At 73.8% G+C, this 14181-nt stretch carries 14 protein-coding genes and 1 riboswitch; of the genes, 3 read left to right on the forward strand and 11 right to left on the reverse strand.

Features of this window, described 5'->3' with window-relative positions; translation table 11 throughout:
• Positions 1 to 3: 3 nt before the first annotated feature.
• Entirely contained in the window at positions 4 to 627 is a 624-nt protein-coding gene (pyrR, locus tag ACWGJO_RS32720; protein WP_359897432.1) for a bifunctional pyr operon transcriptional regulator/uracil phosphoribosyltransferase PyrR, read from the reverse strand.
• A 330-nt stretch (positions 628 to 957) separates the two neighbouring features.
• Here pyrR and bldD point away from each other — a divergent pair, with 330 nt between their 5' ends.
• The gene (gene bldD / locus ACWGJO_RS32725; protein WP_030056198.1) at positions 958 to 1461 is read left to right on the forward strand and encodes a transcriptional regulator BldD; all 504 of its coding nucleotides are present in this window, start codon (positions 958 to 960) and stop codon (positions 1459 to 1461) included.
• A gap of 153 nt (positions 1462 to 1614) precedes the next feature.
• Here bldD and ACWGJO_RS32730 read toward each other — a convergent pair whose 3' ends face one another.
• The 6 genes from ACWGJO_RS32730 to ACWGJO_RS32755 all read right to left on the reverse strand — a co-directional run bounded on the left by ACWGJO_RS32730 (position 1615) and on the right by ACWGJO_RS32755 (position 7317).
• A complete protein-coding gene (locus tag ACWGJO_RS32730; protein WP_452189322.1) occupies positions 1615 to 2532 on the reverse strand; it encodes a hypothetical protein in 918 nt (305 codons plus the stop codon).
• Between the two features lie 133 nt (positions 2533 to 2665).
• Positions 2666 to 3490: a thioesterase family protein gene (locus ACWGJO_RS32735; RefSeq protein ID WP_380542683.1), complete on the reverse strand. Its 825-nt coding sequence runs from the start codon at positions 3488 to 3490 to the stop codon at positions 2666 to 2668.
• A gap of 142 nt (positions 3491 to 3632) precedes the next feature.
• A complete protein-coding gene (gene nusB / locus ACWGJO_RS32740) occupies positions 3633 to 4070 on the reverse strand; it encodes a transcription antitermination factor NusB (RefSeq protein ID WP_359897437.1) in 438 nt (145 codons plus the stop codon).
• Between the two features lie 4 nt (positions 4071 to 4074).
• On the reverse strand, positions 4075 to 4638 hold the full coding sequence (gene efp / locus ACWGJO_RS32745) for an elongation factor P (protein ID WP_359897438.1): 564 nt from the start codon (positions 4636 to 4638) through the stop codon (positions 4075 to 4077).
• 77 nt (positions 4639 to 4715) lie between these two features.
• A complete protein-coding gene (locus ACWGJO_RS32750; protein WP_452189324.1) occupies positions 4716 to 5822 on the reverse strand; it encodes a M24 family metallopeptidase in 1107 nt (368 codons plus the stop codon).
• Between the two features lie 379 nt (positions 5823 to 6201).
• Positions 6202 to 7317 carry a HoxN/HupN/NixA family nickel/cobalt transporter gene (locus ACWGJO_RS32755; protein ID WP_452189326.1) on the reverse strand — a complete coding sequence of 372 codons (1116 nt, stop codon included), beginning with the start codon at positions 7315 to 7317 and terminating at the stop codon, positions 6202 to 6204.
• 31 nt (positions 7318 to 7348) lie between these two features.
• Positions 7349 to 7561: riboswitch (cobalamin riboswitch) on the reverse strand.
• A gap of 81 nt (positions 7562 to 7642) precedes the next feature.
• Here ACWGJO_RS32755 and ACWGJO_RS32760 point away from each other — a divergent pair.
• Together ACWGJO_RS32760 and ACWGJO_RS32765 are read left to right on the forward strand one after the other, a co-directional pair.
• Entirely contained in the window at positions 7643 to 8026 is a 384-nt protein-coding gene (locus ACWGJO_RS32760; protein ID WP_452189328.1) for an ArsR/SmtB family transcription factor, read from the forward strand.
• A 58-nt stretch (positions 8027 to 8084) separates the two neighbouring features.
• Entirely contained in the window at positions 8085 to 9758 is a 1674-nt protein-coding gene (locus tag ACWGJO_RS32765; RefSeq protein ID WP_452189330.1) for a hypothetical protein, read from the forward strand.
• An 8-nt stretch (positions 9759 to 9766) separates the two neighbouring features.
• Here the strand turns inward: ACWGJO_RS32765 and ACWGJO_RS32770 are convergent, their stop codons facing one another.
• The 4 genes from ACWGJO_RS32770 to ACWGJO_RS32785 all read right to left on the reverse strand — a co-directional run bounded on the left by ACWGJO_RS32770 (position 9767) and on the right by ACWGJO_RS32785 (position 14121).
• Positions 9767 to 11773 carry an AAA family ATPase gene (locus ACWGJO_RS32770; RefSeq protein ID WP_452189332.1) on the reverse strand — a complete coding sequence of 669 codons (2007 nt, stop codon included), beginning with the start codon at positions 11771 to 11773 and terminating at the stop codon, positions 9767 to 9769.
• A gap of 70 nt (positions 11774 to 11843) precedes the next feature.
• Positions 11844 to 12170, reverse strand: a complete 327-nt coding sequence (locus tag ACWGJO_RS32775; protein ID WP_359897444.1) for a putative quinol monooxygenase — start codon at positions 12168 to 12170, stop codon at positions 11844 to 11846.
• Between the two features lie 137 nt (positions 12171 to 12307).
• A complete protein-coding gene (locus ACWGJO_RS32780) occupies positions 12308 to 13117 on the reverse strand; it encodes an Fpg/Nei family DNA glycosylase (RefSeq protein ID WP_452189334.1) in 810 nt (269 codons plus the stop codon).
• A gap of 149 nt (positions 13118 to 13266) precedes the next feature.
• On the reverse strand, positions 13267 to 14121 hold the full coding sequence (locus ACWGJO_RS32785; RefSeq protein ID WP_452189336.1) for an AAA family ATPase: 855 nt from the start codon (positions 14119 to 14121) through the stop codon (positions 13267 to 13269).
• Positions 14122 to 14181: the final 60 nt, after the last annotated feature.

Consider the following 14181-nt stretch of genomic DNA (forward strand, 5'->3'; position numbering starts at 1 on the left):
GGGTTACTCCGGGAGGTGCGGTTCGGAAGACTGGGGTGCCAGGGCCTGCGAGCTGCGGGCGGCGAAGTCGCGGTCGCCGACCAGGACGGCGTCCACGCCGTCGCTGTCGGACAGGCGCACCTGAACGGCCTCGCGCAGCGAGGTGGGGAGGTTCTTGCCGACGTAGTCGGCGCGGATCGGCAGCTCGCGGTGGCCGCGGTCGACCAGGACGGCGAGCTGGACGGCGCGCGGGCGGCCGATGTCGTTCAGCGCGTCGAGCGCGGCGCGGATGGTCCGGCCGGAGAAGAGCACGTCGTCGACGAGGATGACGAGCTTGCCGTCGATGCCGCCGGGCGGGATCTCGGTGTGCTCCAGGGCACGGGCGGGCTTCAGCCGCAGGTCGTCCCGGTACATGGTGATGTCCAGGGTGCCCAGCGGGATCTCGCGCCCGGTGATCTGGGCCAGCCGGCCGTGCAGGCGGCGGGCGAGGTGGACGCCCCTGGTGTGGATGCCGAGCAGCACGACGTCCTCCGCGCCCTTGGCGCGCTCGACGATCTCGTGCGCTATCCGGGTGAGGACCCGGGCGATGTCTGTGCCGTCCAGCACCTGGTGCGGTGCCCGGGGCGTCGGTTCATGGTGGGTGGTCATGCCGAAGCGGACCTCCTTCCCCGCCTCACGGGACGGGTCTTAAAGGATGTCTGGGACTGCCCCCGCCGACCGGGCGTGGGCTTCGGGCCATCCTAGCAGCGCGCCGGATCGCAAACAGACGGCCATCATTCCGCTTCCCGGGGTTAACACTCCGGACGCGCCGACGATGCGGGCCATTCGCACGACTGCCCCATTCGGCTTGACGCAACTACCTTACTCTACGTAACCTCACAGTGAGTTACGAGACGGACGTCGGACCCACCGGTAACGGCGTCGGCAATCGCCCGTGACCCACCACTGAACGCGAAGCAATCTCGTCCGGGGAGATCAATGTCCAGCGACTACGCGAAGCAACTCGGAGGCAAGCTCCGAGCGATCCGCACTCAGCAGGGTCTCTCCCTGCACGGTGTCGAGGAGAAGTCCCAGGGGCGCTGGAAGGCAGTCGTCGTCGGCTCGTACGAGCGCGGTGACCGTGCGGTCACCGTGCAGCGGCTGGCCGAACTGGCGGAGTTCTACGGCGTCCCGGTGCAGGAGCTGCTGCCCGGCGGTACGCCCGGCGGCGCGGCCGAGCCGCCGCCGCGCCTGGTCCTCGACCTGGAGAGACTGACCCAGGTCCCTTCCGAGAAGGCCGGCCCGCTGCAGCGCTACGCGGCGACCATCCAGAGCCAGCGCGGTGACTACAACGGAAAGGTGCTGTCGATCCGTCAGGACGACCTGCGCACCCTGGCCGTCATCTACGACCAGTCGCCGTCGATCCTCACCGAGCAGCTGATCTCCTGGGGCGTGCTGAACCCCGACGCGCGCCGCGCGGTGCGCGAGGAGGACGCGAGCTGAGGCTCGCCGCACCGGCTCCCGCCGGCGGATCCAGGGACGAACCGGCCTGATTTCCGGTCGTACCCGCAAGCAGAAACGTCACGGCGCGGCTCCCCTGTCCGGGGGCCGCGCCGCGGTGTCGGGACCCCGGGACGGGGCCCCGCGGCGGAGCCGTCAGCAGACCGTTCCCAGGCTGTAGCCGGGCTGCGCCGCCACGCCGTCCAGCCGGACCGGCCGCTCGGCCGGCGCCCACTCCTGCCCACCGCTCGACCAGGCCCAGGAGGCCTGCAGGTACTCCCCGCAGGAGGCGGCCGAGCCCTGCGAACCGTGCAGCACCGCGACGCCCGGCAGCTCCAGGGCCAGCCCGGTGCAGAGCACCGCGCAGACCAGCTCCAGGTCCTCGTCGTTGATCCGGACCACGCCGTCCTCCCACTGGAGGACCCGAGCCGCGGCGGTCAGCTTCCCGCCGGGCGCGTCCACCCGCAGGCGCAGCTCGTACACGCCGGCCCCCGCGCCGACCAGCATCCGGCGGAACACCTCGCCGCCGCGCTGGTAGGCGGCGCGCACCCAGGCGGCGTGCTCCTCGTCGGGCGCGCCCGCGCCCCCGTACAGGCCCCCGTCGAGCAGCAGGTCGGCATGGCAGAGCGTCAGCCCGTTCTCCCTGGCGCGGACCAGGCGGGGTACGAAGTCCCCGGCCAGCTCCTCGCCCTGATAGGCCAGCAGCTGGGCCTGCAGGGCCGGGTTGACCAGGTAGCGGTCGCGGGCGGCGGGCTCGGCCGGGTCCAGCCCGTGCAGCACGCAGAACTCCTCGAAGTCCTGCGGGTGGAACATCCGGGCCCGGACGGTGTCGAACCGCTCCAGCGCCTCGGCCAGCAACTCGGCGGTGTCGGCCAGGTAGCGCTCGTGGTCGGGGGCGTCGGAGATCCCCCAGGCGCGGGCCCGGGCGAAGTCCGCGGCGTTGGTCAGCACCCCGATGACAAAAGCCTGCTCGGCGCCGCCGGCCCGCTGTGGCCGGTGCGACGCCCGCACCGCGGGCCGCGAGCCGCCGGCGGTGCAGTCGGAGTTACGGCGGGCGCGACCCTTTTGACTCATCGGTGGCTCCTGGCTTCGGGGGTTGACGGTCCGCGGCACGCTCGCCGCTGACCGTCTTCCTCCCCATCCGCGCGCGCCGCACACGTACGGCGTGTCACAGGAATGTAACCACCGGTAATGCGGGGCCGCCGGGTCAGGGGCGGGGCGCCCGGGCCAGCTGGCGGGACTGCGCGACCAGGCGGCCGGACTCGTCCCAGACCTCCGCGTCCTCCTCGAAGTAGCCGCCGGCCAGGTTGCGGGTCGCGTGGGTGACCCGCAGCCAGCCGGGCACGGGCCTGGCGCGCAGGTGGACGGTCAGCTCGATGGTGGGCGCCCAGCCCGGCATGCCGAGGTCGAAGGTGACCGGCGGCAGCGCGTCGGCGACCAGCAGGAGCAGCAGCGGGTCGGGCTCGCGGCCGTCGGCGAGCCGGAACCAGCCCTGGATCCGCCCGTTGCCGGAGGGCTGCCCGAGCGCCCAGCCGATGGTGGCCGGGTCCAGCCGCAGGTCGAACCGCTCCAGCAGGGCGGCCTGGGCGATCAGTTCCTTGGGCGCGTGCTCGACGCCGATGCACTGGTCCGGCGGCGGCAGCTGCGGCGGCCGCGCGCTGGTGCGCACCTCGCCGTCGGCGGTGGCGAGGTCGCCGTGGCTGGCCACCACCCGCAGCCGCTCGACGCCGTCCTGGCTGAGCGAGGCGGTGCCGGTGGACAGGCCGCGGCCGGTGCGCAGCACCTCGGTGCGGACGGTGGCCGGGCCGGGGGTGGAGGCGGACAGGTAGTAACCACTGATCGACACCGGGTCCGGGTGGGTGCCGTGCTCCAGCGACAGCGCGTGTCCGGCCACCGCGAGCAGCAGTCCGCCGTTCACCCCGCCGCCGATCTGCCAGCCGGCGCCGAGCTCGGCGTCGTAGCGGCCGGCCTCCTCGGGGTGCCTGGTCAGGGCGATGCCCTGGTCGAACTCGCTGCGGATCGCGGTGGTCATCTGGGGGGACCTGCCCTTCACGCGTGGTTCCGGACGTCAAGTTACTGACAAGTAGGTCCCCACCCTACGCCGACCGGGTGAAACGCGGAACGGCCGCCGGACACCTGTTCGGGTCCGACGGCCGTCCGCGAGGTCCACCCGTCTACCGGCGGATGCTCGGCTTCAGCTCCAGGAAACGGGCGAGCATGCCGTTGACGAAGGCCGGGGAGTCGTCCGTGGAGAACTCCTTGGCGATCTCGACGGCCTCGTCCAGGACGACGGCGTCCGGGACGCCGTCCTCCCAGATCAGCTCGTAGGCACCGAGCCGCAGGACGTTGCGGTCCACGATCGGCATCCGGTCGAGCGACCAGCCGACGGAGTACTGCTCGATCAGGTCGTCGATGCGACGAGCGTGCTGGACGTACCCCTCGATGAGCTCCATGGTGTACTCACCGACCTGCGGGGTGCCCTCGTCGGGCCTGGGCTCGCGGGCGCGGGCCACCCAGTCGGCGAGGACCTGCTGCGGGTCGACCCCGCGGTGGTCGGCCTCGAAGAGGATCTGGAAGGCCCTGGTGCGGGCCTTGCTGCGTGCGGCCGACACGGACTTACTTCACCCGGCCGAGGTAGCTGCCGTCGCGGGTGTCGACCTTGACCTTCTCACCCTTGGTGACGAAGAGCGGCACCTGGATCTCGGCGCCGGTCTCCAGGGTGGCCGGCTTGGTGCCACCGGTGGAGCGGTCGCCCTGGACGCCCGGCTCGGTCTCGGCGATGGTCAGCTCGACCGCGGCCGGGAGCTCGATGTAGAGGACCGAGCCCTCGTTCTGCGCGACGAGGGCCTCGAAGCCCTCCAGCAGGTACTTGGCGGCGTCGCCGACGACCGACGGCTCGATGGTCAGCTGGTCGTAGGTGTCCATGTCCATGAACACGAAGTTCTCGCCGTCCTTGTACGAGAACTGCATGCCGCGCTTGTCGACGTTGGCGGTCTCGACCTTGGTGCCCGCGTTGAAGGTCTTGTCGACGACCTTGCCGGTCAGGACCTCCTTGAGCTTGGTACGCACGAAGGCCGGGCCCTTGCCGGGCTTGACGTGCTGGAACTCGACGACGGACCAGAGCTTGCCGCCCTCCAGCTTGAGGACCATGCCGTTCTTGAGATCGTTCGTGGAAGCCACGGGCGCACTAACTCCTGTATAGCTGTCAAGGAACCAAGGGATTGCGTCCTGCCTCCCACGGCCCCGGGGGGCCGCGGTCACAGGGCGAGGAGCTCCTTGGTGGTGATGGTGAGCAGCTCGGGCCCGCCCTCTTCGAGGGGGCGCACGACGAGCGTGTCCTCGATCCGGACGCCGCCCCTGCCCGGGAGGTGGACCCCCGGGCCGACGGTGACCGGCACGCGGCTGTCCAGTTTACCCATGTCCGACGGACCGAGGCGCGGCGCCTCCCGGATCTCCAGCCCGACGCCGTGGCCCACCGGGTGCGGGGAGGCCTCGGTGTGGCCGGCCGCCTCCAGGACCTGCCGGGCGGCCCGGTCGGGCACGCACTGCTCCACGCCCGGTCCGAGCGCCTCCCGCCCGGCCCGCTGGGCCCGGAAGACCAGCCGGTGCAGCTCCACCTGCCAGGGCGCGGGGGCCGCGCCGATCACGAAGGTGCGGGCGGTGGAGACGCCGTAGCCGCGGTACTGGGCGCCCATCACCACGGTCAGGAAGTCCCCCTCCTCCACCCGGCGGTCGGTGGGCTGGTGGGCGGCCTGGCCGGAGTGGCTGCCGGTGCCGACCGAGACCGGGAAGGCGGCCCGGTCGGCGCCGTGGTCGATCATCCGGCGCTCCAGCTCCATCGCCAGGTGCCGCTCGGTGCGGCCGACCAGGATCGACTCCAGCAGCTCGCCCAGCGCCTGGTCGGCGATCTCGGCGGCGATCCGCAGGTCGGCGATCTCGTGCTCGTCCTTGACCACCCGCAGCCGCTCGACCGTCTGGCCGAGGTCCACCAGCCGGGCCCCCTCGGTCAGGCCGCCCACCGCCCGGTGCCGGGTGACGGTCAGGTCGTGCTCCTCCACCGCCAGTCCCGACACCCCGGACCGCGCGGCGACGGCCGCGACGGCCAGCGCGGAGTCCGACCCGGCCGCCACCGGAAGCCGGGTGACGTCCGGGGCCATCAGGTGCTCCCCGGTGTCGTCCGGCGGCAGGTCGTCCGGCAGCGCGAGCAGCGCCCGCTCCCTGGTCAGCAGCAGGCTCGCCCCGCAGGGCGCGCAGCCCGTCAGGTACCGCACGTTCGCCGCGCGGGTGATCAGCGCCGCATCGGCCCCGGCCGCACTGCAGTGCTCCCTCACCCGCTCCCGCCGCCCCGCGTACGCATCCGCCATGCGTCGAGCCTACGAACCCCCGGCCCGAAGCGCCCGCCGAGCACCCCCGGCAGAACCCCCAATACCCCTTGCGCGCCCCCCTGCGCGACCGCGGCACCGTCCCCCTCGGACCCGCGCCCCACCCCCACGCAGCGTGCCGCCGAGGGGCCCCGCGCCCCCGCCGGCCCCTCGGATCCCCTACCGGTCGCTACGTTCCGTCACAAAACTGTCACTGCCGGTCCTGTGCGAGTACGACCCGGTCGCCGGCCGGCACGTCGACCTCCGCGAGGAGCGCCGACCCGGGGCGCACCCGGCCCCCGGAACGCGAACGGCGCCTCCCCACCGCGGGGAGGCGCCGTTCCGGCGTGCGCGGGCAGGCCGCTGCTCGCGGCCGGGTGGCTCAGGAGCCCTCGGGCGTCCAGCGCTTCTCGACCCCGGCGAGTTTCCAGTACCCGATCGCGATCGCCCAGACGACCACGAACAGCCCGGCGATGGCGTAGCCGACGTTGTCCAGTGAGATGTCGGCGATGAAGCCGGTGACCGGGTCGGTCAGATCGAGCTTCTCGTGCAGCACCCCGACCAGCTCGATGGTGCCGATGACGAAGGCCACCGCGATCGACAGACCGGTGATGGTCAGGTTGTAGTACACCTTCCGCACCGGGTTGGCGAAGGCCCACTGGTACGCGAAGTTCATGAACGTCCCGTCCAGGGTGTCGAACAGGCTCATCCCGGCCGCGAACAGCAGCGGCAGGCAGACGATCGCGTACCAGGGCAGCCCGGAGGCGGCGCCCGAGCCGGCCATCACCATCAGGGTGACCTCGGTCGCGGTGTCGAAGCCCAGGCCCAGCACCATGCCCACCGGGAACATCTGCCCGGGCCGGGTGATCGAACGGGTCGCCCGGTTCAGCACCCGGGCCATGAAGCCGCGCGAGTCGAGGTGCGCCTCCAGCTCCTTCTCGTCGAACTTCCCGGCCCGCATCGAGCGGAACACCCTGAGGATGCCGAGCAGCGCCGCCAGGTTGAGCGCGCCGATCAGGTAGAGGAACACGCCGGAAGTGGTCGTCCCGATCACGCCGAGCCACTTGTGGGTGGTCGACTCGTCGTCCATCAGGGTGTTCGCCAGCTGCGCGCCGCCCGCCACCAGGGCGGCCATCAGCACCACCATCGAGGAGTGTCCGAGGGCGAACCAGAAGCCCACCGAGACCGGCCGCTTGCCGTCCGCCATCAGCTTGCGGGTGGTGTTGTCGATCACCGCGATGTGGTCGGCGTCGAAGGCGTGCCGCATCCCGAGGGTGTACGCGGTGATACCCAGGCCCACCCCGAAGACCTGGGTACCGACCGCGTACTTCTCGGGTGCGACCAGGAAGATCAGCGTGCCGAAGGCCACCACGTGCATGGCCACGATCACCGCCATCAGCCCGGCGGTACGGACGGTGTCCTCGCGCCGCCACTGGAAGCTGGGCAGCGCGGAGGGGGCCGGTTCGGCCCCGGCGGCAACGGTTTCGGGCAGGGTCATCTGCGGATCACGCTCCAGCACCTCGTGGAAAACCTCGTGAGATGCCGTGGCCGGTCTCCTGGCTGACGGGACGCCCGTACCCGCCTTCCCAAGCGCGCGAGGCGCCCAGTGGCTCCATGGGTACGGACGACGTTCCTCCGCGGACGGAGGAACGACCCGATCACAGTGGCGAGGGCCGCTCCGGGCTGGGACCCCTGAGGGTCCGTCACCGGTCTTCCCGAGCACCACGGCGGGGAACACCGTAGGGGCCACGCCCGACCCGTGCAAGGTTGCGCACCTGCGCAGGTGTCCAGGATCACAGACCGCCGCCTGCGAGAATGTCCGCATGCATCTCGTACCGGCCGACCGCGCGGGCCACCGCACCATCGACGGGCACCGGGTCTGCGAGGCCATCGCCGCGATCGGCGACCCGGCCCACGTCCGGTCCTGGGCCGAGCGGTTCTCCCTGCTCGCCGACCCCGGCCGGCTCGCCCTGCTGCTCGCCCTCCACCGGGCCGGGCCGCTCGCCGTCACCGACCTCGCGGTCGCCACCGGCATGCGCGACCCCGCCGTCTCCCAGGCCCTGCGGCTGCTCCGCACGGCCGGCGTGGTCACCGGCGACCGGGACGGACGCGTGGTGCGCTACCAGCTCGTGGACGAGGCCATGCGCCCCCTCCTCGACGAGTGCGTCGCCGGCGAACACCACGAGCCCACCGCGGCCACGGGCTGACCCACTGGCCCGGCCCCGGAACCGCGCCGCGGCCGGAGCGGATGAGTACGATCATGACGTGCCGTCCCGCCCCCACGCCTGGCCCGCCGACCGGTGGAACACCCGACCGGTCAGGGCCCGCGTGCTGGCGGTCGCCCGCACCCTCACCTCGGCCACCCGGGTCCTGGACGTCCTGACCCTGCTGAACCCGGACGGCATCGAGCGGTACTTCACCGTCAACCCCGGCTCCGCCTTCGCCGACCGCGCCCTGGACGAGTACCTGCACGGCCTGCCCGGCTTCACGGTGCTGGACTGGGAGGACGCCGTCAGCCGCCGCTTCGACCTGGCCGTCGCCTGCGCCGTCCACTCCTCCATGCACCGGCTGGACGCCCGCCTCGTCGTCCTCCCGCACGGCGTCGGCTACAACCGGCTGGTCACCGAGTCCACCGGCGACACGGTCACCGCCGCCGGCCTGTCCCGCAACGAACTCACCCACCGCGGCAGGGTGTTCGTGGACGTCCTCGGCCTCTCCCACCCCGAGCAGCTGGACCGGCTGCGGGTCTCCTGCCCCGAGGCGCTGGACGTCGCCCGGGTGGTCGGCGACCCCTGCTTCGACCGGATGCTCGGCAGCCGGCGCTCCCGCGACGGCTACCGCGCCGCGCTCGGTGCCACCGGAGGCCGACGGCTCGTCGTCGTCAGCTCCACCTGGAGCGAGCACTCCCTGTTCGGCCGCCGACCGGACCTCCCCCGGCGGCTGGTCCGCCGGCTCCCCGCCGACGAGTACACGGTGGCCGTGGTCCTGCACCCCAACGTGTGGAGCCGCCACGACCCCGAGGCGCTGCTCGACGACGCCCGCCGGATGGGCCTGCTCCTGATCCCGCCCCACCAGGGCTGGCAGGCCGCGCTCGTCGCCGCCGACTGCGTGATCGGCGACCACGGCTCGGTCACCGTCTACGGCGCCGCCCTGAACCACCGCACCCTGCTCGTCGCCACCGGCGCCGCCGAACTCGACCCCCGCTCCCCCGGCTACGCCTTCGGCCAGGCAGCGCCCGTCCTCGACCCGGACGGGGACCTCGCCGCCCAGATCGAACAGGCCCTCGCCCGGGACCCGGCCGACCTGAGCGCGATCACCGACCGCTCGCTCGCCAACCGCGGCGAATCCGCCCGGCTGCTGCGCCCGCTGCTGCACTCCTTCCTGGCCGGGCTGGACGAGCCCGGGGACGAACCGGCCCTGCCGCCCTACCCCAGGCCGGCCCCGTGCCCCGGCACTCTCGACCGGCCCACCGCGTACGACGTCGAGGGCCGGAGCGAGGGCACCGAGGTCGACCTGCGGCGCTACCCCTTCGACCCGCACGACCACGCCCCGCGCGGCTTCCACGCCCTCACCGACGAGCACCCGGGCGACGCCCTGCGCTACACCGCCGAGGTCCTGGCCCGCACCGAGGTGCACGCCGAACGCCCCGCCGCCCGCTGGCTCGCCGACTCCGCCGCCGAACTCCCCGGCCTCGCCGTCGCGGTGGCCGCCCTCGGCCCGGCCCGCCACCTGCTCCGACTGCGCGCCGGCCTGCTGCTGGAAGCCCGCGCCGAACCGGACTGGACCTGCCCCGACCCCGCCGTCGACCCGCTGCTGCTCGGCTCCGCCGTGGCCTGCTGGCTCGCCGACGGCGGCGACCCGGCCGGCCTCCCCCGGCACGGCCTCACCGTCCGCACCGGCGAGCACCGCACCCGGGTGTCCTTCCGCACCGGCCCCTGAGAAGGCCGCTACTCCGGCAGCTCCCGCAGCCGCGCCCGGCTGCGCTCCGCGAGCTCCGCGTCGTCCAGCTCCTCGGCGAGGGCGAGCAGCAGGGTGTGGGCCTGCGCCTCCTTCGCGTACTGGCCGCGCTCCTCGGCCCGCCGGGCGCAGTCGCCCGCGTGGGCGGCGGCGAGCTCCGGCTGCCCGAGCGCCCGGTGGGCCCGGGCACGGACCAGCGGCAGCTTCATCAGCATGTCCTCGTCCCGTGTCCGCTCGGCCTGCGCGGTGGCCTCGGCCAGCCGGGCCAGCGCCTCCTGCGCGCGGCCGTCGGCGATCAGCGCCTGCGCCAGGTTGTAGCTCTGGACGATCTCGCCGTGCTCGTCGCCCCGGTTCGCCGCCAGAGCCAGCGTGAACCGCCGCACCGCGTCTCCCGGGCGGCCGTCGGCCAGGCAGAGCAGACCGTCCGTCTCGTGGAGCACTCCCACCACCCGACGGTCGGTCACCAGCGGGACCAGCTCCGCGGCGAGCGCCAGCTGCTCGGCGGCGAGCCGGTACTCCTTGCGGTCGAAGTGCGCCCGGGCGAGCTGGTTGCGCATCCGGACCACGGCGGCCGGCTGGTTGTCCCACTGGGCCGACTCGATGCCGAGCCGGTGGGTGGCGATCCAGTCCTGGTAGAGCCTGCGGTCGTGGTACAGCAGCCAGAGCGACTCGCACAGCCGCCACACCTCGCCGTGCCACCCCTGCCGGGCCGCTTCCTCCACCACCGCGCGGAAGTTGGCCCGTTCCGCGTACAGCCACTCCAGGGCCGCGGTGTCGGAGGCGAAGCGGGGCAGCTCGTCGCCGCTCGGGTCCTGCAGGCGGAGCCTGCTCCCGGCCATCGCACGGTCGGCGACCGAGGCCCGGCCCCGGTAGTACGCCACGACGGCGGCGAGGAGTTCCCCGCGGTCGGCCAGTTCCCGGGTCCGGCCGTAGGCGTGCAGCCGCACCACGTCGTGGGCCCGGAAGCGGTCCTCGCCGTCGCCGTCCACCACCTCGTCCAGCACGTGGACGCCCCGCAGCTCCCCGATCGCCTGCCCGGCCCGCTCGACGCCGACCGCACGCGCCAGTTCGGCGGAGACGAAGGGGCCGGGGTGCACGCCGATCAGGTGGTAGAGCGCCCGTCCCGGCGCCGACAGCCGCTCGTAGACCAGGTCGTAGGTCGCGCCGAGATCGCTCTCCTCGTCCTCCAGCATCGCCAACCTGCCCTCCCGGTCGTGCAGTTCGGCCACCACCCGGCCGACCGGCAGGTGGTCCCGGTCCAACAGCTGGCTCCCGACCGCGTTCAGCGCGAGGGGCAGCCCGCCGCACAGCTCGACCAGTTCCGCCAGTTCCCCGTCGGTGCCCCGCCCCGGGCCCACCCAGCCGCGCACCAGCTCGGCGCCCGCCCTCGCGCTCAGCGGGCCGAGCCGGCGCACCACCGCACCGTCCGTCCGCAGCGCGGGCAGCCGCCGCCGGCTCGCGACCACCACCAGCCCGCAGGCCGGGAGCAGCGCACGGACCTCCGCGGCGTGCTCGACGTTGTCCAGGAAGAACAGGCACCGGCGCTCGGCGGTGGCGGTGCGGAACGCCGTGAACCGCTCGGCCTCGGCGGCCGGGGGCTCGGTGCCGAGGGCGCGCAGGAATCCGGCCAGCAGCTCGGGGAGGTCCACCCCGCCCTGGTGCCGGTAGGCCTTCAGGTCGGCGTAGAGGTCCCCGCCCGGGAAGTGCTCCCGGTGCTCCTCGGTGAACCTCGCGATCAGCTCGGTCTTCCCGACCCCGCCGAGGCCGGTGAACACCACGACGCCGAGCCCGCCCTCCACGACCCGGCCCAAGGCCTCGGTCAGCGCGGCGAGTTCCGGCTCCCGGTTGACGAACGGGCCGTGCGGGGAACGGATCTGATGCGGCCTCGGCACCGCCCGCGGCTGGTGCAGGTGCAGCGCCCCGATGCTCCCGGCCTGCACCACGTGGCCGCCCACCGTGGCGCCCGACACGGTGTTGGCCACCTCGTGCCGCTCCATCCGCCTGCTCCCTCCGGCCGGTCGGCCCCAGCCTACGGGCTGGGCACCCGGCCGGAGGGGCACTCGGACGTCACCGGGGGGTGATCTCGCCCATCTCCGCCCAGCCGTCCAGGCCGGGGATCTCGGTCGAGACGATCCGAGGCTTGGCGGCCACCGCGTACGACAGCTCCTCCATGGCCTTGGCGAAGTGCGCGGACTCCACGTGCTCCTTGCCCGCGTCGCCGTCGCGGAACGCCTCGACCAGGACGAACTCGTTGGGGTCGTCGACGCTGCGGGACCACTCGAAGAAGAGGTTGCCGGGCTCCTGGCGGGTGGCCCGGGTGAACTCGTCGACCAGACCCAGCCACTCGTCGGCGCGCTCGGGGCGGACCGGGAACTTGACCGTGATGAAGATCATGGGACTTCCTTTCGCTCCACGTTCACACGTGGCCGTGCGGACAGCGGCGCGCGACTCGGCGCGCTCGACGTCCATCGTCGCAGCTCAGAAGGGCTGTCAACGACACGGGGGCAGCACGCGTCACGACCGGGCGCCCGTCACGCCGACTGGCAGCCCGGGCACCAGAAGAGGTTGCGGGCGGCGTGCTCCTCCGTCCGCACCTCGGTGCCGCAGACCAGGCAGGGCATGGCGGCCCGCCGGTAGACGTACACCTCGCCGCCGTGGTCGTCCACCCGGGGCGGGCGGCCCATCGCCTCGGGGGTGTGCTCCGGGCGGACGGTGTCGATCCGGCCGGCGGTGACGCCGTCGCGCATCAGGGCGACCAGGTCGGCCCAGACCGCGTCCCAGTCCCGGCGGGTGAGGTCGCGCCCGGCCCGGTGCGGGTCGATGCCGTGGCGGAACAGCACCTCGGCCCGGTAGACGTTGCCCACCCCGGCCAGCACCTTCTGGTCCATCAGCAGTGCCGCGACGGTCGTCCGGCTGCCCGATATCCGGCGCCAGGCGGCCTCAGGGTCGGCGTCGGCGCGCAGCGGGTCGGGGCCCAGCCGGGCGGCGACGGCGGCCTTCTGGCCCTCGGTGACGAGCGCGCAGGTGTTGGGGCCGCGCAGGTCGGCGTAGCCGTCCTCGTTCTCCAGCCGCAGCCGGATCAGCCCGACCGGCTCGGGCGCCGGGCCGGTGCCGAAGGTGAAGCCGCCGTAGAGGCCGAGGTGGACGTGCACCCAGGCGCCCTCCTCGAAGCCGAGGAAGAGGTGCTTGCCGGTGGCCTCCGCACCGGTGAGCAGCTGCCCGTCGATCACCTTGGCCTCGTCGGCGAACCGGCCCTGCGGGCTGGAGACCCGCACCGGGCGGCCGCCGAAGGCCTTCCGGTTCTCGGTGGCGAGGCGGTGGATGATGTGGCCTTCGGGCACGGGCGTCGGCTCCTCCGGGCGCGGCGACATGACCCGTCCATCATCGCAGCCGGCTCCGACAGCTCCGCGACGCCGCAGGCCGGTGGGCCGGGAAGGGCGCGGCCCGGCGGCCCGGGAAGGGCGCGGCTCCGCGGGGCCGGGGCGGCGGTTCAGCGGACCGGGATGCCCATCAGCCGGGCCAGGATGACGCGGTCCAGCTCGGCGGCCGTCCCGGCGACGTCCAGGGAGGAGTTGTCGATGATCGGCAGCCCGGAGTTGTACCAGCCGGCCATCCGCCCGTGGATGCGGGCGACCTCCTCGTCCCCGAGGCGGCGGTTGCCGCTGCGCCGGGCGTTGCGGTGCAGGACGGAGTCCAGGCTGGGCAGCAGGACGACCGGGATCATGCCGGGGCCGATGTGCCGCTTCCAGCCGCCGAGGCCGATCGCCGGGCGGTCCGGGAAGACGGCGTCGTCGATGATGCAGGAGATGCCGTTGGCCAGGTAGTTGCGGCAGGCGAAGCCGCAGGTGCGGCGGGCCAGCCGGTACTGCGCCTCGGAGGCGTTGTTCCAGCCGGACTGGGGGTTCGCGAAGCCGGACTGCACCCACTCGCGGACGTCGTCCAGGCTGATGTGCGCGGTCGGGGTGGGCCGCCGCTCGGCCCAGTGGCGGGCGACGGTGGTCTTGCCGGCCCCGGCCGGTCCGATCAGCAGGACGGCGATCGGCCCGGTGGCCGCGTGCTGCCGCGGCGGGTGGGTGGGCAGTTGGACGGGCGCGCCGGACGGCAGCACGAAATGCCCGGTGCCGCCGGCGGGCACCGGGGCGCTCGGCACGGGTGCGGCCGCGGGGGCCGGAGCGGAACGGGCGACGGGCCCGGGAGCGGCGGGGGCCGCGGGGGCCGGCCGGACCGGCGGGGACGGAGGGGCGAGCGGCGCCCCCGGCGACGTCCCCCGTGTCCCGCCCCCCGGCGGCACCGGTGGAGCGACGGGACGCGGCGGGACCTGCCCACCTCCGGCGTACTGCGTCACGGCACCTCCCGACACCTCTCAGCGGGGACACTACACGGCGGCCCGGCGGCGGGCACAGTC

The organism is Kitasatospora sp. NPDC054795, from assembly GCF_053611565.1.

What these genes read in the sequence shown, in the direction of transcription:
- ACWGJO_RS32775 (WP_359897444.1), bottom strand. Translation starts at nt 12,170, where the DNA reads ATGATCTTCATCACGGTCAAGTTCCCGGTCCGCCCCGAGCGCGCCGAC.
- ACWGJO_RS32755 (WP_452189326.1), bottom strand. Translation starts at nt 7,317, where the DNA reads ATGACCCTGCCCGAAACCGTTGCCGCCGGGGCCGAACCGGCCCCCTCC.
- ACWGJO_RS32730 (WP_452189322.1), bottom strand. Translation starts at nt 2,532, where the DNA reads ATGAGTCAAAAGGGTCGCGCCCGCCGTAACTCCGACTGCACCGCCGGC.
- bldD (WP_030056198.1), top strand. Translation starts at nt 958, where the DNA reads ATGTCCAGCGACTACGCGAAGCAACTCGGAGGCAAGCTCCGAGCGATC.
- ACWGJO_RS32735 (WP_380542683.1), bottom strand. Translation starts at nt 3,490, where the DNA reads ATGACCACCGCGATCCGCAGCGAGTTCGACCAGGGCATCGCCCTGACC.
- ACWGJO_RS32750 (WP_452189324.1), bottom strand. Translation starts at nt 5,822, where the DNA reads ATGGCGGATGCGTACGCGGGGCGGCGGGAGCGGGTGAGGGAGCACTGC.
- ACWGJO_RS32760 (WP_452189328.1), top strand. Translation starts at nt 7,643, where the DNA reads ATGCATCTCGTACCGGCCGACCGCGCGGGCCACCGCACCATCGACGGG.
- pyrR (WP_359897432.1), bottom strand. Translation starts at nt 627, where the DNA reads ATGACCACCCACCATGAACCGACGCCCCGGGCACCGCACCAGGTGCTG.
- ACWGJO_RS32770 (WP_452189332.1), bottom strand. Translation starts at nt 11,773, where the DNA reads ATGGAGCGGCACGAGGTGGCCAACACCGTGTCGGGCGCCACGGTGGGC.